Annotated in this window: 21 protein-coding genes; 15 read left to right on the forward strand and 6 right to left on the reverse strand. The window is 60.5% G+C overall.

The annotated features are described in order from the left end of the window. Positions 1 to 947: 947 nt before the first annotated feature. On the forward strand, positions 948 to 2360 hold the full coding sequence (gene tnpC, locus ACSQ36_RS21880) for an IS66 family transposase (RefSeq protein ID WP_436183543.1): 1413 nt from the start codon (positions 948 to 950) through the stop codon (positions 2358 to 2360). 290 nt (positions 2361 to 2650) lie between these two features. Here the strand turns inward: tnpC and ACSQ36_RS21885 are convergent, their stop codons facing one another. Together ACSQ36_RS21885 and ACSQ36_RS21890 are read right to left on the reverse strand one after the other, a co-directional pair. Continuing rightward, positions 2651 to 2980, reverse strand: coding sequence for a hypothetical protein (locus ACSQ36_RS21885; RefSeq protein WP_436183544.1), 330 nt, complete (start codon positions 2978 to 2980; stop codon positions 2651 to 2653). A 106-nt stretch (positions 2981 to 3086) separates the two neighbouring features. Then, positions 3087 to 3485: a DUF6232 family protein gene (locus tag ACSQ36_RS21890; protein ID WP_213761912.1), complete on the reverse strand. Its 399-nt coding sequence runs from the start codon at positions 3483 to 3485 to the stop codon at positions 3087 to 3089. Between the two features lie 221 nt (positions 3486 to 3706). On the opposite strand from ACSQ36_RS21890, the gene ACSQ36_RS21895 reads away from it, so the two are divergent. Both ACSQ36_RS21895 and ACSQ36_RS21900 read left to right on the forward strand, forming a co-directional pair. Then, a complete protein-coding gene (locus tag ACSQ36_RS21895; RefSeq protein WP_436183545.1) occupies positions 3707 to 4075 on the forward strand; it encodes a YciI family protein in 369 nt (122 codons plus the stop codon). Between the two features lie 26 nt (positions 4076 to 4101). Beyond that, positions 4102 to 4494: a VOC family protein gene (locus ACSQ36_RS21900; protein WP_436183546.1), complete on the forward strand. Its 393-nt coding sequence runs from the start codon at positions 4102 to 4104 to the stop codon at positions 4492 to 4494. 13 nt (positions 4495 to 4507) lie between these two features. Here the strand turns inward: ACSQ36_RS21900 and ACSQ36_RS21905 are convergent, their stop codons facing one another. Then, a complete protein-coding gene (locus ACSQ36_RS21905; RefSeq protein WP_436183547.1) occupies positions 4508 to 5428 on the reverse strand; it encodes a LysR family transcriptional regulator in 921 nt (306 codons plus the stop codon). A gap of 252 nt (positions 5429 to 5680) precedes the next feature. Between ACSQ36_RS21905 and ACSQ36_RS21910 the strand changes: the two genes are divergently transcribed. The 8 genes from ACSQ36_RS21910 to ACSQ36_RS21945 all read left to right on the forward strand — a co-directional run bounded on the left by ACSQ36_RS21910 (position 5681) and on the right by ACSQ36_RS21945 (position 16182). Continuing rightward, the gene (locus ACSQ36_RS21910; protein ID WP_436183548.1) at positions 5681 to 7162 is read left to right on the forward strand and encodes a UbiD family decarboxylase; all 1482 of its coding nucleotides are present in this window, start codon (positions 5681 to 5683) and stop codon (positions 7160 to 7162) included. Beyond that, positions 7162 to 7785: a UbiX family flavin prenyltransferase gene (locus ACSQ36_RS21915; protein ID WP_213761917.1), complete on the forward strand. Its 624-nt coding sequence runs from the start codon at positions 7162 to 7164 to the stop codon at positions 7783 to 7785. The genes ACSQ36_RS21910 and ACSQ36_RS21915 overlap by 1 nt, the downstream gene beginning before the upstream one ends. Continuing rightward, on the forward strand, positions 7782 to 10871 hold the full coding sequence (locus ACSQ36_RS21920; RefSeq protein WP_436183549.1) for a xanthine dehydrogenase family protein molybdopterin-binding subunit: 3090 nt from the start codon (positions 7782 to 7784) through the stop codon (positions 10869 to 10871). The genes ACSQ36_RS21915 and ACSQ36_RS21920 overlap by 4 nt, the downstream gene beginning before the upstream one ends. Beyond that, entirely contained in the window at positions 10868 to 11683 is an 816-nt protein-coding gene (locus ACSQ36_RS21925) for an FAD binding domain-containing protein (protein WP_436183550.1), read from the forward strand. Before ACSQ36_RS21920 ends, ACSQ36_RS21925 begins: the two co-directional genes overlap by 4 nt. Further along, positions 11680 to 12222: a (2Fe-2S)-binding protein gene (locus tag ACSQ36_RS21930; protein WP_436183551.1), complete on the forward strand. Its 543-nt coding sequence runs from the start codon at positions 11680 to 11682 to the stop codon at positions 12220 to 12222. Before ACSQ36_RS21925 ends, ACSQ36_RS21930 begins: the two co-directional genes overlap by 4 nt. Further along, positions 12215 to 13765: an AMP-binding protein gene (locus tag ACSQ36_RS21935; protein ID WP_436183552.1), complete on the forward strand. Its 1551-nt coding sequence runs from the start codon at positions 12215 to 12217 to the stop codon at positions 13763 to 13765. Before ACSQ36_RS21930 ends, ACSQ36_RS21935 begins: the two co-directional genes overlap by 8 nt. A 3-nt stretch (positions 13766 to 13768) precedes the next feature. Continuing rightward, positions 13769 to 14575: an enoyl-CoA hydratase/isomerase family protein gene (locus ACSQ36_RS21940; RefSeq protein WP_213761922.1), complete on the forward strand. Its 807-nt coding sequence runs from the start codon at positions 13769 to 13771 to the stop codon at positions 14573 to 14575. 233 nt (positions 14576 to 14808) lie between these two features. Continuing rightward, positions 14809 to 16182, forward strand: a complete 1374-nt coding sequence (locus ACSQ36_RS21945) for an MFS transporter (protein WP_436183553.1) — start codon at positions 14809 to 14811, stop codon at positions 16180 to 16182. A gap of 22 nt (positions 16183 to 16204) precedes the next feature. Here ACSQ36_RS21945 and ACSQ36_RS21950 read toward each other — a convergent pair whose 3' ends face one another. Further along, entirely contained in the window at positions 16205 to 17116 is a 912-nt protein-coding gene (locus tag ACSQ36_RS21950) for a LysR family transcriptional regulator (RefSeq protein ID WP_213761924.1), read from the reverse strand. A gap of 171 nt (positions 17117 to 17287) precedes the next feature. On the opposite strand from ACSQ36_RS21950, the gene ACSQ36_RS21955 reads away from it, so the two are divergent. From ACSQ36_RS21955 to ACSQ36_RS21965, 3 genes are all read left to right on the forward strand, one after another. Beyond that, positions 17288 to 17971: a dihydrofolate reductase family protein gene (locus ACSQ36_RS21955; protein WP_436183554.1), complete on the forward strand. Its 684-nt coding sequence runs from the start codon at positions 17288 to 17290 to the stop codon at positions 17969 to 17971. 121 nt (positions 17972 to 18092) lie between these two features. Further along, complete coding sequence (locus ACSQ36_RS21960; RefSeq protein ID WP_213761926.1) at positions 18093 to 18389, forward strand: ArsR/SmtB family transcription factor; 297 nt, start codon at positions 18093 to 18095, stop codon at positions 18387 to 18389. Between the two features lie 70 nt (positions 18390 to 18459). Then, the gene (locus tag ACSQ36_RS21965) at positions 18460 to 19521 is read left to right on the forward strand and encodes an alkene reductase (RefSeq protein WP_213761927.1); all 1062 of its coding nucleotides are present in this window, start codon (positions 18460 to 18462) and stop codon (positions 19519 to 19521) included. Between the two features lie 103 nt (positions 19522 to 19624). Here ACSQ36_RS21965 and ACSQ36_RS21970 read toward each other — a convergent pair whose 3' ends face one another. Further along, on the reverse strand, positions 19625 to 22294 hold the full coding sequence (locus ACSQ36_RS21970) for an excinuclease ABC subunit A (protein WP_436183555.1): 2670 nt from the start codon (positions 22292 to 22294) through the stop codon (positions 19625 to 19627). A gap of 738 nt (positions 22295 to 23032) precedes the next feature. On the opposite strand from ACSQ36_RS21970, the gene ACSQ36_RS21975 reads away from it, so the two are divergent. Next, positions 23033 to 24688, forward strand: coding sequence for a bifunctional aspartate transaminase/aspartate 4-decarboxylase (locus tag ACSQ36_RS21975; RefSeq protein ID WP_213761929.1), 1656 nt, complete (start codon positions 23033 to 23035; stop codon positions 24686 to 24688). Between the two features lie 107 nt (positions 24689 to 24795). Here ACSQ36_RS21975 and ACSQ36_RS21980 read toward each other — a convergent pair whose 3' ends face one another. After that, positions 24796 to 25974, reverse strand: a complete 1179-nt coding sequence (locus tag ACSQ36_RS21980) for a porin (RefSeq protein ID WP_436183556.1) — start codon at positions 25972 to 25974, stop codon at positions 24796 to 24798. Positions 25975 to 26329 lie beyond the last annotated feature (355 nt).

Here is a 26329-nt window from a genome sequence, read left to right on the forward strand (position 1 = left end):
GGGGCTCGGTTGTCAGGGGTTGGTGCTTTCGGCGTTAGTGGTCGGGGTCAGTGCCGGGGTGGTCGGTTCTGGGGTTAGTGGTTGGGGTCAGTGCCGGGTTGGTCGGTTCTGGGGTTAGTGGTCAGGGTCTATGCCGGGTTGGTGCTTTCGGCCGTGGTGGTCTGCGAGAGTCGGATATTCTCTTTATCACTATTAGCCACTGTGCGTGGCGGCACGTCATTTCTTTGTCCAAAGCGACAAAGAAACGAAGCAAAGAAAGCGCTTTCAACCACGCTACCCTAAGTGTCCACAGCGTGCAGTTTTGATTCATAGGTGCCCCAAAAGCACGGTGCTCGCCAGAGCGAAGGATGTGTGAACCCCTCCTTCTCCGAACACCGATACCAACACGCTTCGCCACCAGTGATTGAACCTGCCCAAGGAGCACTCCGCGCTATCCGCGGATAACCTCCCTCCAAATCAGTATGCGTCTCGAACCACGTCGCCAACCCTGCTGGAAACGAGGCCGCAAAGATGCGGGCGGGCATAACCGACGAAAATAGCTGTACAGAACGCGCAGCCAAATTCACAAAAACTGAAGCAGTAAACACAAACACGCATCAAGCTGTGGCGAATGAATACGGTCGCACAGAACTGGTAGCTAATTCGTCAGAACCGTAGCCGTAAATACCTGTAAGGCCGTGCGGGTTCCTTAGCAAATGTGCTTGCCCGAGAGCGTACGGGGCGAAGCGTGTTCGTGTCAGGATTCGCGAGAAGGAGGGGTTCAAACATCCGTGGCTCTGGCGAGCACCGTGCTTTTGGGGCACCTATGAATGAAAACTGCACGCTGTGGACACTTAGGGTAGAGCGGTTAAAGCGTTTTCTTTGCTTCGTTTCTTTGTCGCTTTGGACGTAACTAGTCAGCACTTGTAAACTGCTGCGAAGCTCGGCATGATTCGGAGATGACATTAGTGCCCAACCTTAAAAATCTAACGGACGAGCAGAAAGACGCGCTCATCATTGAGTTGGTGAGGCGTCTGAATGAGATTGAAGCGAAGCTGGAGAAGGACAGCCACAACTCAAGCAAGCCACCGTCCTCGGATGGCTTGAAGCGCAAACCCAAACCCAAGTCGCAGCGCACGGCGAGCGGCGCCATGCCAGGCGCTCAGCCAGGTCATGAGGGCAAGACACTCAAACGCGTGGCGCAGCCAGATCACGTTGAGATTCATCGCGTGAGTCGGGTATGTGATAACTGCGGGAAAGAAATCATGCCCGATCGCATTTCAGTGCTGGCCGAAGAGCGCCAGGTCATCGATTTGCCGGTGATCCGGTTTGAGGTGACAGCCCATCGCGTGGAGCGGGCGCAATGCGGCTGCGGCCAATTACATCGGGCCGAGTTTCCCAAAGGCGTAAGCCAGGCGGTGCAGTACGGCAGCCAGATCCAGGCGGCGGCGGTCTATCTGACGCAATATCAGCAGTTGCCCCTGGAGCGTACCTCGCAGGCGTTGCGCGACCTGTTTGGCCTGAGCATGAGTTCGGGCACGGTGCAAAACTGCATCACGCAAGCGGCACGGATGTTGAGTCCGGCCGTTGAACTCATTGGGCAAGCGCTGCAAAGCGCGCCGGTCGTGCATTTCGATGAAACCGGCATGCGCGTGGGACGTACCCTGCACTGGCTGCACACGGCCTCGACCCAGGCGCTGACGTGGTATGGCTCGCACCGCACGCGTGGGCGCGAAGCACTGGACAGTTTCGGTATCCTGCCCTCATTTACCGGGATCGCAGTGCACGATGGCTGGGTGCCTTACTCCTACTACGAGTGCGAGCATGCGTTATGCAACGCGCATCATCTGCGCGAGTTGATCGGGGTGTGGGAATCCACCCAGCAGCCCTGGGCCGAACACATGCTCAAGCTGCTGCGCCAGGCCAAGCGCGAGGTCGATGACAGCATTGCCTGCGGCCGCACGGGCTTGAGCCGCACGCGCACCAACTACTATCGGCGACGCAGCCGCGCCCTGATCAGAGAAGGCCGCAAGCTCAACCCGCAACAAGCGCGCGACCCCACGCGTGAAGATGTGCGCGGCAGAATCAAACAAAGCGAAGCCTACAATCTGCTGGGGCGCCTGGAGCGTCATACCGCGCAAGTGTGGCGTTTCGTGGCCGACCATCGCGTGCCGTTCGACAATAACCAGGCCGAACGCGATATCCGCATGCCCAAGCTCAAACAAAAAGTCTCGGGATGCTTCCGCACAGCGAGCGGACTTCAGGCGTTTTGCACCATCCGATCGTATCTGGCTACCCTGCGCAAACAACGCCGCCCACTCATGGCCGCGCTCGCTCTTAGCTTCGCTGGCCACGTCCCTTCGCCTTTAGCGGCTGACTAGTTACCTTTGGACAAAGAAATGACGTGCCGCCACGCACAGTGGCTAATAGTGATAAAGAGAAAATCCGACTCAGGCAGACCACTAAGGCCGAAAGCACCAACCCGGCATTGACTCCGACCGCTAACCCCAGAACCTAGCAACCTGGCACTGACCCCACCCACTAACCCTGGAACCTGGAAATCCAGCGCCAACCCTGACCGCTAACCTTAAGAACCAGCGCACCGGGCCCCTCAAAACCCCGTCCACCGGCGCGAGCAAAGCCAACCCTGGCGCGAGCGAAACCAACCACTTTATTGCCGCAGCGTGAACGTCGTCGCATGCCCCAAGGTCGCCTGCTCAAACCGGGAAGTCACCACCCCAATCACATCATTCAACGTCCGCGAAGGCACTTCAACGTGCAACGTGACGCATTCATGCCGGCGATCGGTCGCCACCACCTGCATGCGAGCCTCACCCCCCAGCGCCTTCTGCAAAACGCGGCGTGGCCCGCTAGAGTCAAGCCCCGGCAGGATGAGATCGAACGCGACTACCGTGTGAAACTTTCGCGTGGCCCGCACGAACGGCTTGGCCACAGGAACAGAAGAGGAACGGACCGGGGAAACAACGCTTGCCTGAAGCATCGGATGTTGCACCGTCTCGCGACGGGCGGTGGTGGGAACAGCACCACTTTAGCGAGCCACGCATTAACAACGGGCATGGATCGCCGCGGTCCGCGTAAAGAAACCGTTAAATAGGCGCCGACGTGGCTACCGCCGGAATGCCCTCGCGCACCAGCTTCGCCACGCGCTGCGCAAACTCCTCGTCCTTCGTCGTGAACACCTCACGTTCGCCTGCCGGCGTCGTGACGTACATCCTGTAGATCACATCCTGCGTAATCCACGACAAATATCCCACTACCGCAATCATCACGCCCAGCAGCAACGCCGGCCCTGAACCGAGAATTCCACCCGTCACCGCGACGATCAAACCGATCACACCCAGCGTAATCGGCAAGGGCTTCTGCCGCGGCACCATCACCACCGTTGCCCCGAGTAAATCGCGTAGCGGAAACAACTGACCCGACGCACTCAGGCCAGCGCGGGCAAACGTAATACCTCGTTCGTTGAAAGGGAGATCCTGTTGCATGGTTCGAAGTCTTGTCGGCGGAAAGAAAGGCGCAGATTAACAGACACGCCCCCCTCCGGGCATCCCGCACATCGCCGCATGAGAGTTCGCCCCGGCGCAAAGCGGGTCATGCACTCCAATCCCATTCGTTACATTTCGATACTTTTTTGCACCCGCTTTCCGTCGATTTCGACCCTGCTCATGCGTCTACAGGGTGAAGCCACCCCTAAGCGGAGACATCGATGAAATTCCTGTGCCTCATTGTCTTTGACGAACGCGTGCTCGACGATCTGTCGAAACGCCAGTACGACGCGCTAGTCGATGAATCCCTGGCATACGATGAGCGTCTGCGCGAAACCCGCCAGCTCATTGCGGCGCAGGCGCTGCACTCCGCCAGGGAAGCGGTCACGCTCAGGGTCCGTGGCGAGGATGTTTCGATTACGGACGGTCCGTTCGCGGAGACCAAGGAGCAGGTAGGTGGTTTCGTCCTGATTGAGGCACGTGACATGAATGAAGCGATGCGCATCGCGTCAGGATTCCCCGTCGTTCGCTTGGGCGGGGTGGAAGTGCGGCCGGTCAGGGAATTGCGCGCGTCGTGGCCGGACGCATGACTTGCACAAACTGAAAGGAGCAAACAATGCAAACGCTATTGAAAGACAGCCCGGCGTTCAGCGGCTTCGCGGTGAAGGATCTCGCTGAAGCGAAGGCGTTTTACAGCGAGACATTGGGCATCGAAGTGACGAGCGATCCCATGGGCATTCTCAAGCTGCATCTGGCGGGCGGCAACAACGTACTGGTCTATCCCAAGCCCGATCATGCGCCGGCGACATACACCGTACTGAACTTCCCGGTCGATAGCGTGGACCACGCAGTCGACACACTGAGCGCGCGCGGCGTGAAGTTCGAACACTACGACATGCCGAGTCTCAAGACCGATGCCAAAGGGATCTGCCGCGGCCCCGAAGGCCCGGTGATTGCCTGGTTCAAGGACCCGGCGGGCAATATTCTCTCGGTGCTTGAAGAGCGGTAAAGAAGGGCCGGGGTCATGCTCGCGCCTCCATCGTCGACTCGCTGGAGACGAGCCGCAATTCGTCGGCGATGATTGCAATCAGCGCTTCGGCAGCCGCGCTCAATGGGCGCCGTGGATGGCTGATCCGCACAATATGGCGCACGATTCTCGGCGCGAGAATGGGATAGGCGCGCAGCGTGCCGAGCCGCACCGCGCGCTCCACCACGATGCGCGGAAGGATCGTCGCAAAGCGCGTGCTTTCGACCAGCCTGACGATCGTGCTCAGCACATCGATCTCGAAACGTGGTGCGAGTAGTACGTCTTCGTGCTGGGCGGCGGTATCGAGTACGCCGCGCAAGCCATGGCGCTTCGTGGGCAACACCAGTTCGAGTTCAGGAAGCTGCGCAAGATCGATGGCATGCGGCAGGTCAGGACCATGCACGGCACTGGTGACGAGCACCATCTCTTCATCGAGCAAGGGCTGCGAGTCGAGTGACAGGCGCGCCCGAGGTTTGTTGATCAGCGCGGCATCGAGTTGTCCGCCCGATACCCAGTCGATAAACGTCGCGCTGTAACCGTCGGACACGGTGACTTCCACATGCGGATAACGAGCGTGAAACCGCGACAATGAATCCGCCAGCACGCTCTCCGTCACCGACGCAATCAAGCCGATCGATACGTGCCCCGTCACCACTTCGTCACGCTGCACCAGTTGCTGGCGCGCGTGTGCGAGGTCCCGCACGATCGGCAGGAAGAGGCGGTACATCAGGCGTCCCGCCGCGGTGGGCGCCATGCCGTGTGCCCCGCGTTCAAAGAGCTGTTGATGCAGTTCGTCCTCCAGCTTGGCGATCTGCATGCTCAAGGCGGGTTGCACGATGTTCAGCCGCTTGGCTGCGCGCGTGACGGAGCCGTCCTCGAACAGGGCGATGAAATACTGAATCTGCTTCAGGTCCATGCAGGTCGGCTCGTAAAGAGAATGGCCCGGCGGCCAGGCTATCAATAGATCTAATGAAGCAGCCGCTATTTATCACACGTGCGGTCAGAGGGTACCGCGCCCAAGTCCTATGGTATTGATAATCCACTAACGAAAGACTTACATCAGGGCAAATACGGATATCACGACCACTGATCGAGAACATCAAAAAACAGTATTAGAAGTTATATCGCGTTGTCGCTACGCTTCATTTCAGAAATGATGGAGACGCAGATGAACCAACGTGACGCCGCGACGAACGGCCCAGCAACAACCCCACTTGCCCGCCAATCCTTCGACGTATTGTCGCTGCGTGGCTGGCTCGCCCACCTCTCCGCCACAGGACGCGTCGCGACCATCGCCAAACCGGTCGCGCTGAAACACGAGCTCGCGGCCGTGGCGAAGCGGCTCGACGGCAAGCAAGCGGCAGTATTCCTCGCCCCCGGTGGACACGACATGCCGGTGGTCAGCGGCTTTATGTCCAGGCGCGCGTGGATTGCCGAGGCCATGGGCGTGGCCGAAAAAGATCTGTTGCAACGTTTCCGCGATGCAGCGGATCATCCACTGCCATGGAAAGAAGTGCCCGCCGCGCAAGCCGCTTGCCAGCAAGTCGTGCATACCAGCGGTATCGACCTTCACGCGCTGCTGCCGATCCCCACCCATAGCGAACATGACAACGGTCCGTACATCACCGCAGGTCTCGTGATTGCACGAAACCCCCGCACTGGCGTACAGAACGTTTCGATCAATCGTATCCAGGTTCACGCCCGCGACCGCATGGCGATCCTGCTGCTGCCGCGCCATCTTCATGCGTTCCAGAAGGCAGCCGAAGCCGCTGGCGATGCGCTCGATATTGCTGTCGCAATCGGCGTTGATCCGCTGACCATGCTCGCGTCCCAGGCCATTTCTCCGATCGATTTCGACGAGCTGGAGATTGCCGGCGCATTACACGGCACGCCCTTGCCGGTCGTTAAATGCGTGACGAACGAAGTGCGCGTACCGGCGTTCGCGGAGATCGTGATCGAAGGCCGCATCCTGCCGGACGTGCGCGAAGCGGAAGGTCCGTTCGGTGAGTTTCCGAAGTATTACAGCGCGCGGGAAGCGCGTGAAGTGATCGAGGTGACGGCGGTTACGCATAGGCAGAAGCCGGTCTATCACACCATCGTGCCAGCCGAAATGGAGCACTTGTTGCTCGGCGGGATTCCGCGCGAGGCGACGCTTTTATCGCACCTTCAACGCAGTCATCCGGGTGTGACCGACGTGCATCTTTCAGTGGGTGGCGTATGTCGATATCACCTGTGGGTGCAGCTCGCGAAGAAGCGCGAGGGCGAAGCGAAGAACGTGATCCTGTGTGCATTCGGCGCGCATTACGACATCAAGCAGGTCGTGGTGGTGGACACCGACGTGGACATTCATGATCCCGCCGAAATTGAATGGGCGATCGCCACGCGTTTCCAGGCGGACCACGATCTTGTGTTGATCGAAGGCGCGCAAGGGTCGCCGCTGGACCCGTCGACGACCGTGGGTCATCCCGACGATGCCCCCCCGCATCTGCAGGGCATCAGCGCGAAGATGGGTCTCGACGCCACGCGGCCGGTGGTCTATTCGGGCCATGTGTTCACCCGCGTGCGGATTCCCGGCTACGACGCGGTCGATCTCGACGCGCTCGTTGCTCCCGATAACGACGGCTTCGACACCTACCTGAGCGCGAAGTAATGAGCGCCGATCAAAAACCGCGTCTGGTCGTCGGCATCTCGGGGGCGAGCGGCGCTGTGATCGGCGTGCGGTTGCTTGCCGCGTTGCGCCGGATCGGCACGCACGAGACGCATCTGATCGTGTCGGCGTCGGGTGCGGTGACGGCGGCGCAGGAGCTCGGGCTTACGCGCCATGATCTCGATGGGCTGGCCGATGTCGTGCATAACGTTCGTGATGTCGGCGCGTCGATTGCGAGCGGTTCGTTCGTGACCAGCGGCATGGTCGTGGCTCCCTGTTCGATGAAAACGCTGGCCGCAGTGGCGAATGGTTTTGCCGATAACCTGCTCACGCGCGCAGCCGACGTCATGCTGAAAGAGCGCCGCCGTCTTGTGCTGGTGGCGCGCGAAACACCGCTCAATCTCGCGCACTTGCGCAACATGACGATGGCGACCGAGATGGGCGCGATCGTCATGCCGCCGGTCCCGGCGTTCTACGCGCATCCCAAGACTATCGAAGACGTCGTTGACCATACCGTCGGCCGGATTCTCGATCTGTTCAGCATCGAGCACCGTGAAATAGCCCGGCGATGGAGTGGTCTTGCCGATGAGTTCGGCGCGCGACGCGACGAAGGAGCAGACGAATGAACCAGCGCGAACCAACCGGTTTCGCCGGTATCGACGCGCGCGCGTCTGAGGCGGTCGAAATAGCGCACGAGGTGCAAGATGCACCCGTGGTGCAAGAGGCGCTGGCGCAGCCGGTGAAGCCCAAAACAAAACATGTTGGGAAGTCGTACGAACGTTTCGAAGACCCCGCCATCCTGACTGGCCGCGGCCGATATGGCGACGACCTGGGTATCAAGCCAGGAACGCTGCACGCGGCCGTCCTGCGCTCACCGCATGCTCATGCCGAACTGATTTTCATCGATACCACCGCTGCGCTCGCATGCGAAGGCGTGCGGGCGGTACTGACGCGTGACGACCTCGCTGCGTGGTCGCGCCCGTTCGTGGTCGGCGTGAAGTCGAAGATGGAGCAGTGGGCGCTTGCGACCGATCGCGTGCGCTATGTCGGCGAACCGGTTGCGGTCGTGATGGCAGAAACGCGTGCGCTGGCCGAGGACGCACTCGACCTGATCAAGGTGGAATACAAGACGCTCGACCCCGTGACATCGATAGAAGGCGCGCTCAAAAGCGATGCGCCGGTGCTGCATCCGAACGTCCAGACCAACGTGATCAGCGACCGCAGTTTTCGCTACGGCGAGCCCGAAGCGGCATTCAGGAACGCGCCGCATCGCGTGAAGCTGGAAGCGCACTATCCGCGCAATACCTGTGCGCCGATCGAATGCGCCGTGGTCGTGGCCGAGTACCTTTCCGGCGACGAAGGTTATGAGGTTACCTCGAACTTCATGGGGCCGTTCTCGCTGCACGCAGTGATGGCGCTCGCGCTGAACGTGCCGGCTAACCGTTTGCGTCACAAGGCGCCGCGCGATTCGGGCGGCAGCTTCGGCGTGAAGCAGGCCGTGTTCCCGTACGTGGTGCTGATGTGCCTGGCCTCGCGCAAGGCGAACGCGCCGGTGAAATACGTGGAAGACCGGCTTGAACACCTGAGCGCGGCGACCTCGGCCACGGCGCGGCTGACCACGCTCGAAGCGGCCGTGGAAAACGATGGCCGGATCACCGCGCTCAACTACGACCAGATCGAGGATTGCGGCGGTTATCTGCGCGCGCCTGAGCCTGCCACGTTTTATCGCATGCACGGCTGTTTAACGGGCGCCTACGCCATTCCCGGGCTGCTGGTGCGGAATAGGGTTGTGCTGACCAACAAGACGCCTACGGGACTCGTACGCGGTTTCGGCGGTCCTCAGGTTTATTTCGCGCTCGAGCGCCTGATGCAACGCATCGCGATCGAGCTGAAGCAGGATGTGCTGGACGTGTACCGGCGCAATTTTGTTCCCGCCGATGCCTTCCCTTATCGTGCCGCGGCCGGCGCATTACTGGACTCGGGCAATTATCAGGAAGCGTTGAAACGCTCGCTCGCGGAGGGCGGTTACGACGAGCTCAAGGCACGCCGGGAAGCTGCGCGCAAGGAAGGCCGTTTGTACGGCATCGGCTTTGCGGCGATCGTTGAGCCGTCGGTATCGAACATGGGTTACATCACGACGGTGATGCCCGCCGAAGCACGCAAGAAGGCAGGACCTAAGAGCGGTGCGATTGCGAGCGCGACAGTCAGCGTCGACCTGCTTGGCGGCGTGGTGGTGACAGTGGCGTCGACGCCGGCGGGGCAGGGGCACATGACCGTGTGCGCGCAAGTGGTGGCGGACGTGCTCGGGCTCGCGCCGCACGAGATCGTGGTGAACGTGGAGTTCGATACCTACAAGGACGCGTGGTCGGTGGCGGCGGGAAATTATTCAAGCCGCTTTGCGGGAGCTGTCGCCGGCACGGTACATCTCGCGGCCATGCGCGTTCGCGACAAGCTGGCGCGGATTGTTTCAGCGCAGCTTAAATGCAAGCCGGACGATATCCGTTTCGAAGGCGGACGCATCTACAAAGCAGGCGACGAAACCCGCGCAATGCCCTTCGGCCGCGTGGCCAGCAACGCCCCGCATTGGGCGCCTGCGTTGCTGCCTGAAGGCGAAGAACCAGGTCTGCGCGAGACGGTGTTCTGGACGCCGGAAAACATGGACGCGCCCGACGAGCAGGACCGCATCAATACATCGGCGGCCTATGGTTTTGCCTTCGATATGTGCGGCGTGGAAGTGGAGCGTGCAACCGGGCGCGTGCGGATCGACCGCTATGTGACCGCACACGATGCCGGCACGTTGCTGAATCCCGCACTCGCCGACGGCCAGATTCGCGGCGCGTTCGCGCAGGGGCTCGGTGCGGCGCTGATGGAAGAGTTTCGTTACGGTTCCGACGGCAGTTTTCAGTCAGGCACGCTAGCCGATTACCTGATGCCGACCACCTGCGAAGTGCCCGATCCGATGATCATTCATCTGGAGACGCCATCGCCTTTCACGCCTCTTGGCGCCAAGGGGCTGGGCGAAGGCAACAACATGAGCACGCCGCCGTGCGTGGCGAATGCAGTGGCCGACGCGCTCGGTGTAGATGACATCCGTTTGCCGCTCACGCCTTCGAAGGTGATGGCGCTGGTCGGTATCGATGACCCGGAGCCATCGCGGCCCGAGTTCCGGGAGACGCAGCAGAAGAAGCCGGTCTTGCCCGGCGGCAAGGCACTGACCGCGCAAGGCAGCGTGGATCTTGCCGCATCGCCGGAAGCGATCTTCGCGGTACTGCTCGATCCGAACGCGCTCGCCAAGGTGATCCCCGGTTGTCATGCGCTCGAAGCGAAGGGCGAGAACGCGTATCGCGCCGATGTAACCGTGGGCGTCGGGATGATCAAGGCGCGCTTCGAAGCGGAGATCACGCTGTCCGATCTCGATCCGCCGCACCGGTTGCGTCTCGCAGGCGCGGGCATGTCGTCGCTTGGCAGCGCGCGCGGCAATGGTCTCGTGGAACTCACGCCCGTTGGTACCGGCACGCGGCTCACCTACGACTACGAGGCACAGGTATCGGGCAAGGTCGCAGCGGTAGGCGGACGGATGCTTGAAGGCGCGGCGAAGGTCGTGTTGCGCCAACTGTTTGAATCGCTGGGACGTCAGGCGGCGGGCAAGCCCGTGAAGAGTGGCGCTTCGTGGCTCGGCAGGCTCGTTGCGCGCTTCAGGAGGAAGTCATGAAGCCGGCGCCATTCGATTATCTGCGCGCCTTTTCCACGCACGACGCGCTCGAGGCCCTAGCGCAAACCGGCGAAGAAGCACGCATTCTCGCAGGCGGTCAGTCGCTGATGGCCGTACTGAACATGCGGCTTGCACAACCGCGGGTACTGGTCGATATCTCGCGCACCGAGGAACTCGACCGCGTGAGCATTGACCACGATTCTCTTGTAGTGAACGCTGCCGCCACGCAAGGCAGCGTGGAATGGCGGCCGTCGCTGCAGAACGAAGTCCCCTTGCTCGCGCTCGCGTTCCCGCACATCTCGCATTTTCAGATCCGCAATCGCGGCACCGTATGCGGTTCGATCGCTCATGCCGACCCCAGCGCGGAGTTGCCGCTGGTGCTCTCGGTGCTCGGCGGCAACGTCATGTTGCGATCGAAGAAACGCAAGCGCGTGCTCAAGGCGGAAGATTTTTTCCAGGGCATGTTGATGACCGCGCGTGAACCCGACGAACTGGTTGAAGGTGTGCGGTTCCCGCTGAAGCGAGCCGGCGAGCGATATGCGTTTACCGAATTCTCTGCCCGCCACGGCGACTTCGCGATGGTCGCGTGCGCCGCCGTGGTCACTGATACATCGATCAGGATCGCCGTGGGCGGCGTAGCGGACCGGCCGGTGGTCGAGCAATGGCCAAGGCTGCACGGCGATGACTTGCGTGGCGCGCTGAACGACTTGAGCTGGAAGCTGAATGCGCAGGACGACACCCATGTCAGCGCAACGTATAGACGCCATCTGGTGCGGCAACTTGGATGGCGCGTGATAGAGGAGGCGAAGTGAGCAAGACATTATCGACCACGCTTGCGCGGGGCGAGCGCAGGCGTATCACCTTGACGCTCAACGGACGAGAGCGTACGGGCTATTGCGAATCGCGCGACCTGTTGTCCGATTTCGTGCGTCATGAACTGGGCGCGACCGGCACGCACGTGGGATGTGAACATGGCGTATGCGGTGCGTGCACTGTGCAAGTGGACGGCGTGGCGGCCCGGTCGTGCCTGATGCTCGCGGTGCAGGTGGAGGGCCGCCGTGTGGACACGGTTGAAGGTCTCGCGCCCGACCAGACGCTGGGCGATCTGCAACGGGCGTTCCAGCGTCATCACGCATTGCAGTGCGGCTTTTGCACGGCGGGCATTCTCATGTCGTGCGCGGACTATCTGAAGCGTGTACCCGACCCGACCGAAACGCAAGTACGCGAGATGCTGTCGGGCCATCTGTGCCGGTGTACGGGCTACACGCCGATCGTGGCGGCAGTGCTTGATGTGGCAGCTTTGCGTAACCAGAAGAACGAGCGCAGCAAGAAGGAGCCGGAACATGCTTGATCTCGGCCGGACTTTTTTGCAAAGCGTTGAACGCAGCCCCAACACGCTTGCCCTCGTGGATGGCGACATCAGGCTGACTTACGCGCAGTGGCACGACACCATCCTCAAGGCGGCCGGTGGTTTGCGCGAGCTGGGTCTCGCACGCGGCGACCGCTTGCTCGTAGTGCTGCAAAACCGCTGGGAAATGGCGACCTTGCATTGGGCCTGCCAGTTTGCTGGCATTGTCATGACGCCATTGAACTGGCGCGCGAAGCCCGACGAACTCGACTATTGCGTGACCGATGCGGGCGCGAAAGCGGTCGTGTTCGAACCGGTTTCCGCCGATGCGGTTTATGCAAGCGAGGCGGCGCAGAGGCTGCCGCGTATCGCACTGGACGATGCACGCGGCACGATTTCGTTCGATGCGTTGCTGAGCGGACAGGCAGCGAGCGTCACGACAGAAGCCACAGCCGACGACATCTCGCTGATCCTCTATACCTCCGGGACGACGGGCAAGGCAAAGGGCGTGCCGCGCCGCCACCGGCATGAGCGCGCTGCAGCGCTAGCGCACGTCGCACAGAACCTGTACCGCTACGGCGAGCGCACGCTCGGCGTCATGCCGCTGTATCACACGATGGGCGTGCGTTCGCTGCTCGCCATGGCGCTGGTCGACGGCCTGTTCGTTTGCGTGCGGCGCTGGAACGCCGCACTGGCGCTGGAATCGATTGGCGCGTTCGAGCTCACGTGTCTGTATCTCGTGCCCACGCTTTATCACGACCTGCTGGCCGCGCCCGGCTTTGCAAATGCAAGCATAGGTTCGGTGACGAAGCTTGGTTTCGCGGGCGCACCCATGAGCGATGGCCTGCTGAAGCGTCTGTCCGCCGCATTCAAGCCCGAACTGTTCGTGAACCACTATGGTTCTTCCGAGGTGTACACGTTCAGCATCGACCAGGACGCCACGCGCAAACCGGGCAGCGCAGGCCGTGCGGGCATCAACACGCGGCTGCGCGTGGTGAAGTTGGATGCCGCCTCGCCGAGCGATTTCGCGGCCGTGCACGAGGAAGGCCAGATCATTGCGGACCTGCTTGGCGACGAAGCATTTGAAGGTTATTGGAATCGTCCGGACGCGAATGCGAAGTCCCTGCGCGATGGCTGGTACTTCACCGGCGACACCGGTTTTTTCGATCAGGACGGTGACCTCTTCGTGAGCGGCCGGGTGGACGACATGATCATCAGCGGCGGAGAAAACATCTCGCCAGTGGATATTGAATCAGTGTTGTCGCTGCATCCCGCCGTGGACGAAGTGGCGGTCGCGGGCGTGAAGGACGAGCGCTGGGGACAGCGCGTGGTCGCGTTCATCAAGCGCCGTGATTACATCGATTCCGGTGCGCTCGATGCCTGGTGCCGCGAGTCGGATCTCGTGAATTTCAAGCGTCCGCGCGACTACGTTTTCGTCGACGACATTCCGAAGTCGCCCGTCGGCAAGATCCTGCGCCGCAAATTGTCTGCCGGTGAATATGACATCGACACCACGAACAACCCTACCGAAACAACGAAGGAGTAACCGATGACCGACTTGACCCATCGCGGCCAGACGCTGTTGCAGGACCTGGACGGCTTCTCGATCGAAATCGATGAAAAACGCGAGCGCGCCGACATCATTTTGCATCGTCCGCCGTTCAACGTCATTTCGATGCACGCACGCGACCAGTTGCGCGCGGCGTTCGAAGCACTCGACGAAGATGACCGCGTGCGTGTGATCGTGGTTCGCGCCAACGGCGAGCATTTTTCGAGCGGCGGCGACATCAAGGGTTTCCTTGAAGCATCGCCGGAACATGTGTCGAAACTGGCGTGGAATATCGCGGCGCCCGCTCGCTGCTCGAAGCCGGTGATTGCGGCGAATCGCGGCTTCTGCTTCGGCGTGGGCTTCGAGTTGTCGCTCGCTTGCGACTTCCGCATTGCGACCGACACGACTTTCTACGCGCTGCCGGAGCAGAAGCTCGGCCAGATCCCCGGATCGGGTGGATCGGCGCGTCTGCAGCAAATGGTGGGCATTGGCAGGACCAAGGACATTGTGATGCGCTCGCGCCGGATTCCCGGCAAGCAGGCGTATGAGTGGGGTATCGCGGTGGAGTGCGTAGCGGATGCGCAGCTGGAAGCCACGACTGATTCACTCGTCGATGAACTGCGCGCGTTCTCACCGCTCGCACAACGCACAGCCAAGAAACTGCTCAACGACACGGAAGATGCACCGCTCTCGATCGCTATCGAACTCGAAGGGCACAGCTATAGCCGGCTGCGCACATCGGACGATTTTCGTGAAGGTGTGGAAGCGTTTCATGGCAAACGCAAGCCGATGTTTCGCGGTAGCTGAGGGTGGCGACGGTTGCATTGCACTATAAGCAACCGTCTTGCATGAGACCAGAGTGAGGCGCTAAAGCACGAGCACCCGATGCTGAGCATGCAAGTCAGTTCCGATGCAGGCGTACAGCACCGGCATTCAATACACCCGACGATTTCGTAAACGCCAACGAGAGCACGACAGTTCGATGTGCCAAAAACACGGTGCCATTCGAGAGAGGGCACCGCGACCTTCAAGGAGATAACATGTCCGTAGCAGCACAGGAAAGCGCCGCCATGCCCGAAGTAAACACGCGACAGGTGATGGGCGCAGTCGTGGCCTCATGCCTGGGCTGGGCACTCGATCTATTCGATCTGTTCGTGCTGTTATATGTGGCTCCCGTGGTTGGCCGGCTGTTCTTTCCGTCCCAACATGCGATGCTTTCGCTGGCTGCGGTCTATGCGTCATTCGCCGTGACCCTGCTGATGCGCCCGCTCGGCTCCGCGTGGTTCGGTTCCTACGCGGACCGGCACGGCCGCAAGGGCGCGATGATTCTCGCGGTCGTTGGCGTGGGGATATCGACGGCTCTTTTCGGTATCCTGCCTACCGTTGCGCAAGTCGGCCTGGCAGCGCCAATCCTGTTCCTCGCACTGCGCCTGGTGCAGGGCGTGTTCGTGGGCGGCGTGGTAGCGTCCACGCATACCATCGGCACGGAATCGGTTGCGCCGAAGTATCGCGGCGCGGTGTCCGGGCTGATCGGCGGCGGCGGTGCGGGCCTGGGCGCCTTGCTCGCTTCTATCGTCTACCTGACCATGTCGTCGATCTTTCCGGGTGAGCTCTTCGACGTCTGGGGCTGGCGTTGCATGTTCTTCACCGGGATTATCAGTTCAGCGCTTGGGCTGTTCGTGTTCAATAGCCTCGAAGAGTCGCCGTTGTGGAAAAAGCTGGCGGAGGAGAAGGCCGCAAAGGCTGCGGCACGCGACATCTCCGCGCCGGTGGAAATCATCCGGTCGCCGATCAAGACACTGTTTTCGCGGGACTATCGCGGCATTCTGTTCGTCAACCTGCTGCTCACGATCGGTGGCGGCAGCGGTTATTACCTGACCTCGGGTTACCTGCCGACTTTCCTCAAAGTGGTCAGCCACGTGCCTAACGGCGCGGCCGCTGGCATCCTGATGATTGCGAGCGTTGGGGTACTCATCGCGTCGGTGGCGGCGGGGCACCTGAGCACGTTCATCGGCCGCAAGGGGGCGTTTATCTGGCTCGGACTGGTGCGCCTGGTCGCGCTGCCCGCGCTGTTCCTGCTGTTGCCCACCGCACAAAGCATCACGATGATCTGTGTCTATGCGGTCGTGTTGAGCGCACTCGGCAGCGCGGGGTATGCGCCTATCCTGATCTTCCTGAACGAGCGCTTCCCGACCGCCATCCGTGCAACCGGAACGGGGCTGTCCTGGAATATCGGCTTTGCGATCGGCGGCATGATGCCCACCGCCGTCTCGCTGGTGGCGAAGGACCCGGGCGAATTGCCGATGACGCTGGCGATTTTCGTCGGCGTGATCAGCGTGATCTTTCTTGGCGGTGCGTTCATCGTGCCGGAGACACTGGGCAAGCTCGAGAATCGTTCGGCGCAGGTGGGCTGACGTTTTCGAGCCCGCCCCCGAATCAAGCGGATGTGGCGGTCGTGGTCACGCGGCGGATGTTGTCGGTGATGATTTCAATGAGCGCGTTCGTCGCGGCGCCGATTGGCCGCTTCGGATGACTCACGCACACGATATGCCGCACGATCCCCGGCGACGCAATGCGGTAAGCGCGCAGCAGACCGTCGTCCACTTTCCGCTGGACGACGACGCGCGGCAGGATGGTGGCCACGTTGCTCTGTTCGACGAACTGCACGATTGTATTCAGCAGATCGATTTCAAACTTCGGCTGGATGACTATATCCGCGTTGAGAAGCGCAGCATCCAGCACGCCGCGCAGGCCGTTGCGGCGGGTGGGCAGCACGAGTTCCAGATCACCGAGTTCAGCCAGGTCGATGGCCTCGGGCATCGGCCGTCCATGAGTGGCGCTGGTGACCAGCACCATCTCTTCGTCGAGCAAGGAACGCGTGTCGAGTGACAGGCGCCCGCGCGGCTTGTTGATGACCGCGGCATCCAGGCGCCCGGCCTCGACCGCATCGATCAATTGCGCGCTGAAGCCGTCCGCCACCGACACTTCCATTTGCGGAAACAGCGCGTTGAAGGTCGCGAGCGATTCGGGCAGCACGCTCTCCGCTTCGGACGACACCATGCCGAGCGCCACGCGCCCGGTGACGATCACGTCGCTGCGGCTGAGTTGCTCGCGGGCGTGTTCGATATCGCGAATGATCGGTACGTATAGCCGATACATCAGGCGCGCGGCTTCGGTCGGCGTCATGCCATGCGGTCCGCGCTCGAACAACGGCTGGTGAAGCTCTGCTTCAAGCTTCGATATCTGCATGCTGAGCGCCGGCTGCACAATGTTGAGCCGCTTCGCCGCGCGCGTGACCGAGCCGTCTTCGAACAGCGCGATGAAATAGTGAATCTGCTTCAGGTCCATGAATGGCGGCGCGTTGTCCGTGCGATCCAAAGGACGAATGAAACCACAAGCATCTCTTCGGCGCCAGCGTGTTCTGGCTTTCAGGAAGGTTCCGTCCTGCTTTTTTCGGCAGGTGGCGCGGAACACTACTTGCTGCATTGCTCGGTTCCCCCAACGTCCAAACCAACGCCCATGAAGCCCTATATCGTTTGCCACATGATGTCTTCCGTCGATGGCCGCAGTCTCACCGACGGCTGGCATCTCGACTTTGCGTCCGATCTCTACGAGAACACGGCCGGCACCTTTGAAGCCGACGGCTGGATTTGCGGCCGCGTTACGATGCAGGAAATCGCCCACGGAGAGGGTTATCCGAAGGGCCTCGCGAAGCAGCCGGTTCCTCGCACGAATCACTTCGCCGAACGCGGCGCGGACCAGTACGCCATTTCCATCGACCCGAAGGGACTGGTTGAATGGAAATCGAATACCGCGTTGAAGTCGCACGTGGTGGAAGTGGTGACGGAACAGGTCTCCGACGACTTCATCGCCTATCTTCAGTCGATTGGTGTGTCATACGTTTTCGGTGGCAAGACCGACATCGATCTGGCTGCAGTAGTCAATACGCTTGAACGCGAGCTGGGTGTGAAGAAGCTGATCGTGGAAGGTGGCTCGCACGTGAGCGGTGCGTTTGTGAATGCCGGTCTGGTGGATGAAGTAAGCGTGCTGATCATGCCGCTCGTGGACGGCCGCAGCGAACATCCGTCCTCATTCGAGGTGGCGATGGACGCATGGAAAAGTCCCGCGTATCTGGCCCTTACATCAGTTGAGCAGGTCGCTCACGACGCCGTCTGGTTGCGTTATACGCGCAAAACGACCTGACGGGGAACGGCCAAGCGGCGAGATTCGGGATTACCCCTATCGGCTATACTGGATTGCTTGTATATCGGATTTTTACGAAATATACTTCGTTTCATCGCGATTCTACTTAAGCCGTTTTTCCATGGATATCGACGCCATTCACAAGGCCCTGGCTAACCCGGTCCGCCGCGAGATTCTCGTGTGGCTCAAGGAGCCCGAAGCCTACTTCCCCGAGCAGGAGTTTCCGCTCGCGAATGGCGTGTGCGCCGGGCAGATCGACGCACGTTGCGATATGTCTCAATCCACGGTGTCGGCTCACCTGGCCACGCTTCACAAAGCGGGCCTGGTGACCTCCAGGCGGGTTGGGCAGTGGATATTTTTCAAGCGCGACGAAGCGGTCATTCAGGCGTTTCTCGATCAGCTTCGCAACGGCCTTTGACGCATTCAACTTGGTCCCCCGTGTTCTGGTTGCCGGATATCATTCCACCCTATTTAGGAATACTTTCAAAATGCCAAATCTTTTCGACCCGCTCAAGGCCGGTGCCTTTAATCTTCGTAACCGCATCATCATGGCGCCGCTCACGCGTCAGCGCGCAGGTGTTGAACGTGTGCCCAACGCGTTGATGGCGCAGTACTATGCCGATCGTGCCGCAGCCGGCATGATCCTGAGCGAAGCGACGTCGGTTACGCCCCAAGGCGTGGGTTACGCCGAAACGCCGGGGATCTGGTCGGACGAGCAGGTTGAAGGCTGGAAGCTCGTGACGAAGGCGGTCCACGACGCAGGCGGCACGATCCTGCTGCAACTGTGGCACGTCGGCCGGATCTCGGACCCGATCTTCCTCAACGGTGACTTGCCGGTGGCGCCTAGCGCGATTGCGGCGCAAGGCCATGTGAGCCTGGTGCGTCCGCAGCGCGAATATGTGACGCCGCGCGCGCTCGAACTCGACGAGATCCAAGGGGTGGTTGCGGCGTTCCGCAAGGGTGCCGAGAACGCGAAGCTTGCCGGTTTCGACGGCGTTGAGGTGCACGGCGCGAACGGTTATCTGCTCGACCAGTTCCTGCAGGACAGCACGAACAAACGCACGGACATCTACGGCGGCCCGATTGAAAATCGCGCACGCCTGATGCTCGAAGTGGTCGACGCGTGCATTGAAGTGTGGGGCGCTGACCGGGTTGGCATGCATCTCGCACCACGCGCCGATTCGCACACCATGGGCGACAGCGATCGCGCCGCCACCTTCGGTTACGTGGCACGTGAGTTGGGCAAGCGCAAGATCGCTTTCATCGCAGCACGTGAACGCGTTGGCGAAGACTCGATCGGACCGCAGTTGAAGCGAGCCTTTGGCGGCGTTTATATTGCCAACGAGAAGTTCACCAAGGAAAGCGCTCAGGCAGCGCTCGACCGGGGTGACGCCGACGCCGTCGCGTGGGGGCAGTTGTTCATCGCCAACCCGGATCTCGTGAAACGCTTCGAAAGCGACGCCGCGTTGAATGCGCCCATCCCCGAGACGTTCTATGCTCGCGGCACTGAAGGGTACACGGACTATCCGACGCTCGAGACGATGGACTAAGTGGACTAAGCGTTCCGGTTTTGGTGTACAGCAGTCGGTGGCTCCATAGGGAGTCACCGGCTGTTTTGTTTCCAGGCTTTCGCTCACTTGCTCAGTCGAAACCTCAGGGCAGGCAGGCCTTTAGATACCTCGACGTATAGCTGCTGGTTTTCCCCCGCTTCACTACGTCTTCCGGCGTGCCGCTGACCACCATCTTTCCGCCTTCCTCTCCTGCGCCCGGTCCCATGTCGATGACCCAGTCGCTTTGGGCCGCCACGCGCATGTCGTGCTCTACCACGATCACTGTGTTGCCCGCATCGACCAGACCCTGCAATTGAATCAACAAGCGGTCGCTGTCCGTGGAATGCAGTCCGGTCGTGGGTTCATCCAGGATGTAAAGGGTCTCGCCCCGCTGCGCTCGCTGAAGTTCGGTCGCCAGCTTGATCCGCTGCGCCTCGCCGCCGGACAGTTCGGTGGCCGGTTGACCCAGGCGCAGATAACCCAGTCCAATGTCCTTTAGCACGGTGAGCGCGCGCATGATCTGCGGTTCTTCGACAAAGAATGCACATGCAGTGTCCACGGTCATCTGCAGCACGTCCGCAATGTTCTTTTCCTTCCATTCGATCTCCAGCGTTTCCGGGTTGTAGCGCGTTCCTTCGCACGTTGAACACGGTGCATATACGCTCGGCATGAACAGCAATTCGACACTCACGAATCCTTCTCCCTCGCACGTCGGGCAGCGGCCCTTCGCAACGTTGAACGAGAACCGGCCCGCGTCATAGCGGCGTTGGCGCGCTGTAGGCGTCTCCGCGAACAATTTGCGCACGTGATCGAAGAGGCCGGTGTAGGTCGCTAGGTTCGAACGCGGCGTGCGCCCGATCGGCTTCTGGTCGACCCGTACCAGTCGCCGGATTCGCTCCATGCCGGCCGTTATTTCGCCACCGGTCGGAATGTCCTCGACATCCAGCAACGGATCGCGCTCTTCATCCGTTTCTGCTGTGATCGGCCGGCCAAGCCGGTCCGCGACCAATTCCGGCAGCGCCTGACTGACAAGGCTTGATTTGCCCGAGCCCGAGATACCCGTGACGGTCGTGAAGCAGCCGAGCGGAAAAGCGATCTCCAGGTCGTGCAAGTTGTTACGCGTCACCTTCTCAAGCCGCAACCAGGCGGTCGGCGTGCGTTTCGAACGCGGGGTTGGCCGGTAATCGCCAAACAGATGCAGCCGCGTTTGTGATTCCTCGATGTCCGCCAATCCCGCCGGTGGCCCGCTATATACGATCTGGCCGCCTGCCGCGCCCGCGGCCGGACCCACATCCACCAGCCAGTCCGCCCGGCGCATCATCTCCAGATCATGCTCGACCACGAACAGTGAATTGCCTGCGGCCTTCAGGCGCAGTAACGCGCTGAACAACGCTTCGCCGTCGGCGGGGTGAAGACCGGCGGAGGGTTCATCGAGGACATAGATCACGCCGAACAACTGCGATGCGAGCTGCGTCGCAAGCCGCAGCCGCTGCAACTCGCCCGACGATAAAGTCGGCGTGCCCCGATCCAGCGCCAGATAACCCAGGCCGAGATCGATCAGCGTGGTCAGGCGTTCGAGCAACTCGCTCGCAATCCGTTGCGCCGCAACCTGCTTCTCCCTGGATTGATTCGTAGTCCGTCTGATATCGGGAGAGGCCTTGTGTTCCGATCCGCCGGATGCGACCCGTTGTGCGACGGCTGCGCGCATCTCGTCTTTGCTCAATATTTCACCGGCGGATGCCGATATAGTTGCGCCCCCTGGCGCCTCACCGCGAGCAACAGGGCGCAATACATCGGCAACACGGGCAAGCGGCATCTGCGATAACTCGCCTATATCAAGTCCCGCGAATGTCACGGACAGCGCCTCGGGCTTCAATCGCTTGCCATGGCACGACGGACACGCGCTGCTCACCATGAAACGCGACACGCGCTTCTTCATCAATGCGCTTTGCGTATTGGCGAAGGTGTGCAGCACATATCGTCGCGCGCCTGTAAACGTGCCCTGGTAGCTCGGTTCCGCGTGGCGCTTGAGCGCCGCGCGCGTCTCTTTCGGCGTCATGCCGGCATACACGGGAACGGTCGGCGTCTCGTCCGTGAACAGGATCCAGTCGCGGTCTTTCTTCGGCAAGTCGCGCCACGGCGTATCGACATCAAACCCCAGCGTGACCAGGATGTCGCGCAGGTTCTGACCATGCCACGCCGGCGGCCACGCAGCGATTGCGCGCTCGCGGATAGTCAGCGAGTCGTCGGGGACCATCGATTGCTCGGTCACTTCATAGACACGCCCCAGACCGTGACACGTGGGACACGCCCCTTGTACCGTGTTCGGCGAGAAATCCTCGGCGAACAACATAGGTTGCTTCGCCGGGTAGGTACCGGTGCGCGAGTACAGCATGCGCACGAGGCTGGACAGTGTGGTCACGCTGCCCACCGACGAGCGTGCGTTGGGCGTACCGCGTTGCTGCTGCAGAGCGACAGCGGGCGGCAAGCCCTCGATGGAATCCACTTCCGGAACACCGACCTGATCGATGAGGCGACGCGCATAGGGCGCCACGGATTCGAAATAACGGCGCTGCGCTTCGGCATAGAGCGTGCCGAAGGCCAGCGACGACTTGCCCGAGCCCGAGACGCCGGTAAAGACGACGAGCGCGTCGCGCGGAATGTCGACATCGATGTTGCGCAGGTTGTGCTCGCGCGCGCCCCGCACCCGCACGAAGCCGGTCCGGGATGGATGGGGTGGTGTGTGTTCGGGCTTCTTGTTTCGAGTTGGCATGCGCTTGACGCTGTTGTGTGGTTCGGTTTGCCTGCACGGTAGCAAGGACGTGTCTGAATACGATGAAGCAGTCGCGCGACACCTGGCCTGGCGGATTGCAGACAGTTTAAGTGGCTTGCGAAATTGCTGTCGATCCGGCATTGGCATTGGGCGCACGGCGCGTGCCCGAATACTTGCGTTCTGATATCCGGGATATACCAGGGGTTTTCGGAAGGTTTTAAGCAACCCGATCAAATCGGCTAATTAGTCTGTTATGTTTCTGTTCAACACGTAATCTCCTTCATGCGCGAGTCTGTCCATCATTGCAATCGGTAATACGGTCGAATATCAGGCACGCTTGGGCATCAAGCGCTTTAAACGCTGTTTGATTGCTTGCGCGCGATGGCCTTTGCCAGCAAAGGCCATCGCGCGCAAGCCCCATGAGAAAACATAAAGCGATTGCGTTTGAAGTTTTCTCCCCTAGACTATTAACTCGCAAGCCTGCGGACGGTATCTTGATTATTTCATTGCCCAAAATTATCGTGATCATAATGCATAAACAATCTGTGTATTGATTTGCGGAATTGTTGCGAAGTTCAGTTGAAAAGGAGTGGTGTAGTGCCCGGTTAATGAGCTGCAATCGGGCTGCAATCAAAGACGCAAAACCTGAAAATTCATTGCCGCTTTTCTCCCAAAGGGACTGACGTTTACCCGAGAACGTCGTTCTTTCAAGCAGTCGATCATTTCTGGAGGTGTTGGATGGCAAAATCTACAAAGGCGGGCTCGCAGGAACAATCCAAGATCGCGGCGCTCAGCCCGTTCGAACTCAAGGATGAATTGATCAAGGCCGCCGGCGGCGGCGCGGTCGAGCGTCCCGCCAACGCGGCCATGCTGAACGCAGGCCGGGGCAATCCGAACTTCCTCGCCACCATTCCGCGCCACGGCTTCTGGCAACTCGGCCTTTTTGCCATGCGCGAGTCGGAACGATCGTTCGCGCACATGCCTGAAGGGTTGGGCGGCTTTCCGAAACACGAAGGACTGGAAGAGCGCTTTGAAATTTTTGCACGCGACAACAAAGGCGTTGCCGGCATCGACTTCCTGCGCGGCGTGCTGTCATATGTGCGCGACCAGCTTGGTCTTGACGGCGGCGAGTTCCTGTACGAAATGTGCGAGGGGATTCTCGCGTCGAATTATCCGGTGCCGGACCGGATGCTGAAGTTGTCGGAGGTGATTGTTGCGCAGTATCTGAAGAAAGAAATGATCGGCAAACACCCGTTCGTTGGCGACTTCGATATCTTCGCGACCGAAGGCGGCACCGCCGCCATGACCTACATCTTCAACACGATGCGCGAGAATCACCTGATCAAACCAGGCGACACCATCGCGCTAGGCTCGCCCATCTTCACGCCGTACATAGAAATCCCGACGCTTAACGATTACCAGTTGAACGTGGTCAACCTGGACGCCGATGTGGAACTCGGCTGGCAATATTCGAAGAAGGAACTCGACAAGCTGCGCGATCCGAAGGTGAAGGCGTTCTTCCTCGTGAATCCGAGCAATCCGCCTTCCGTCAAGATGGATACCGAGAGCCTGGAGTACATCGCGGAGATCGTGAAAGAGCGGCCGGACCTGATTCTGCTGACCGACGACGTATACGGCACCTTCGCCGATGACTTCGTCTCGCTGTTCGCGCTCTGTCCGAAGAACACCATCCTCGTGTATTCGTATTCGAAGTACTTCGGCGCGACTGGCTGGCGGCTCGGCACGATCGCCATGCATCGCGAGAACGTGATCGACGAACTGATCCGCAAGCTGCCGAAGGAGCAGCGCAAGGAATTGCATGAGCGGTATGAGTCGATCACCACTGAACCGGAGAACCTGAAGTTCATCGACCGCCTGGTGGCCGACAGCCGTACCGTCGCGCTGAACCACACCGCAGGGCTCTCCACGCCGCAGCAGGTGCAGATGGTGCTGTTCTCGCTCTTCGCGCTGATGGATACGCCTGAGGCTTACAAGAACGCGCTCAAGCGCCTGATTCGCGGCCGCAAAGAGGCGTTGTACAGGGAGATAGGGATTTCGTTTGACGACAGCGATGTGAACCAGGTCGATTACTACACCATCATCGACCTCGAATTCCTTGGCAATCGTGCCTATGGGCCGGAGTTCGTCACGTGGCTCTTCGAGAACACCGAGCCCTCCGAACTGCTGTTCCGGCTCGCGAAGGAAGCACGCGTGGTGCTCTTGCCGGGACGTGGCTTCGGCACGCAACACCCATCGGGCCGCGTGTCGCTCGCCAACCTCAACGAGAGTGACTACAAGGCAATCGGCCGTGCGATGCGCAAGCTGATGGTGGAGTATGTCGAGCGCTATAACGCCGCAACGGGCAAGTCGCTCGATAAGAACAAGGTGCTTTGAGGCAGCAACGGCGCTTCGAGAGAAGCGTCTGAACGAGCATCAAACGAAAAACGGGCCGCTGGGGGAAAAGTAACCCCAGTGGCCCGTTTTGTCGTCAAACGCCTGCTTTAGAACTTGTGGCGAATACCCACGCGTGCAGCGACCTGATTAGTCGTACCCTTGCCCGAGTTGCCGAAGTAGCTCGTGCTTGAACCTATTTGAGCCTGCACAGGTGTGCCCGCATTCGAACCCGACGCGTCTTGATAGATAGCCAGCGCGTACACATCGGTACGCTTGCTCAACGCATAGTCCACGCTTGCATCGACCTGTTGCCACTTGCCTGTCGCCGCATCGGTCAGCTTCATGTACGTGTAGCCGAGGCCGCCGGTAAGGGCCGGCGTGAATGCATACTTGCCGCCGATTTCATAGACGTTGAACTTCGACGTCGCGCCCGTGATGGACTCAAAGCGCGTGTTGGTCCACAGACCGAACACCGTGGCAGCAGCGAACTTGTAGCTGGCGCCAATACCGAACGTGCGCAGATCCTTCGAACCACCCGTCGAGACGTTCGCAATGCTGGTGCTGAACGTCGGCGTCGATGAACCCGGGTAGTGGATGTCCGTGTAAGCTGCGCCGATACTGAACGGGCCGGTCGCGTAGTTCGCCCCGAAGCTATAAGCGCGCGACGAACCTTGCGTCGTGACGCCGGCGGTTGTAGTGGTGGGCGAACCCGAGAATGCGCCAGCCTGGTTCGAGAAGCCGTACAAGCCACCAAACGTCACGCCGTGGAAGTTCGCGCTGCTGAACTTGATCGCGTTGTTGATACGGCTCGACGTGAGCTGGTCGACGTCGTTGATGTGGTACGCATAGTTGCCTGCAACCGTCTGGCCGCCGATGGAATACGAACCGCCGAGGTAATCGGTCGAGAACGAGTATTGCCGGCCGAGGGTCACCGAGCCGACATCCGACTTCGAAATCCCGACGAACGCTTGCCGGCCGAATTCCGCGCCGCCCTGGCCGAGCGTGCCGTTGCCGCTGTTAAAGCCGTTCTCCAACGTGAAGATCGCCTTCAGGCCACCGCCCAGGTCTTCAGCGCCGCGCAGGCCCCAACGGCTGCCTTGCGCCACGCCATCGTCATACTTGAAGTTCTTCGAGCTGCCGGTCGTACCGACGGCGCTGTGGTTCACATAGCTGATACCGGCGTCAACAAGGCCGTACAGCGTGACGCTGCTTTGAGCCTGAGCGGAAGTAGCCGATGCAGCGAATGCCGCCATTGCAGCAGTGGCGAGCAGTGTTTTACGGTTCAAAACGTTCTCCCTAAGCGTGGGTGTGAGTAAGTGACGTGAGTAAGTGACGCAACTAAGCGGTTCAAGTAACTGATGCAAACAAGTGATGCACGGCATCGGACTCTGACGGTCCGTAGCTCGCGACGGGCGGACTTTAGCGAATGTATATGTAAGGTATATGACAGTTGTTTTTAAGCTACGGCCAGAGAAAAAAATACTTCCGGCAAGCCTCTGGACCGGTTATTTGGCGAGCACTTAGCCGACAAATCAGCCAACGAATCGACCCATGCAAAGCTGCTCGTCGAGCGGCTTGGTCCGGTATCGAAAGAGGGCGCGAAAGCGCGCTTTCGCCAGTCGTTGCGCTATGCTGGCGGCT

The sequence above is a fragment of the Caballeronia sp. LjRoot34 genome (genome assembly GCF_964253815.1).
GTDB lineage: Bacteria > Pseudomonadota > Gammaproteobacteria > Burkholderiales > Burkholderiaceae > Caballeronia.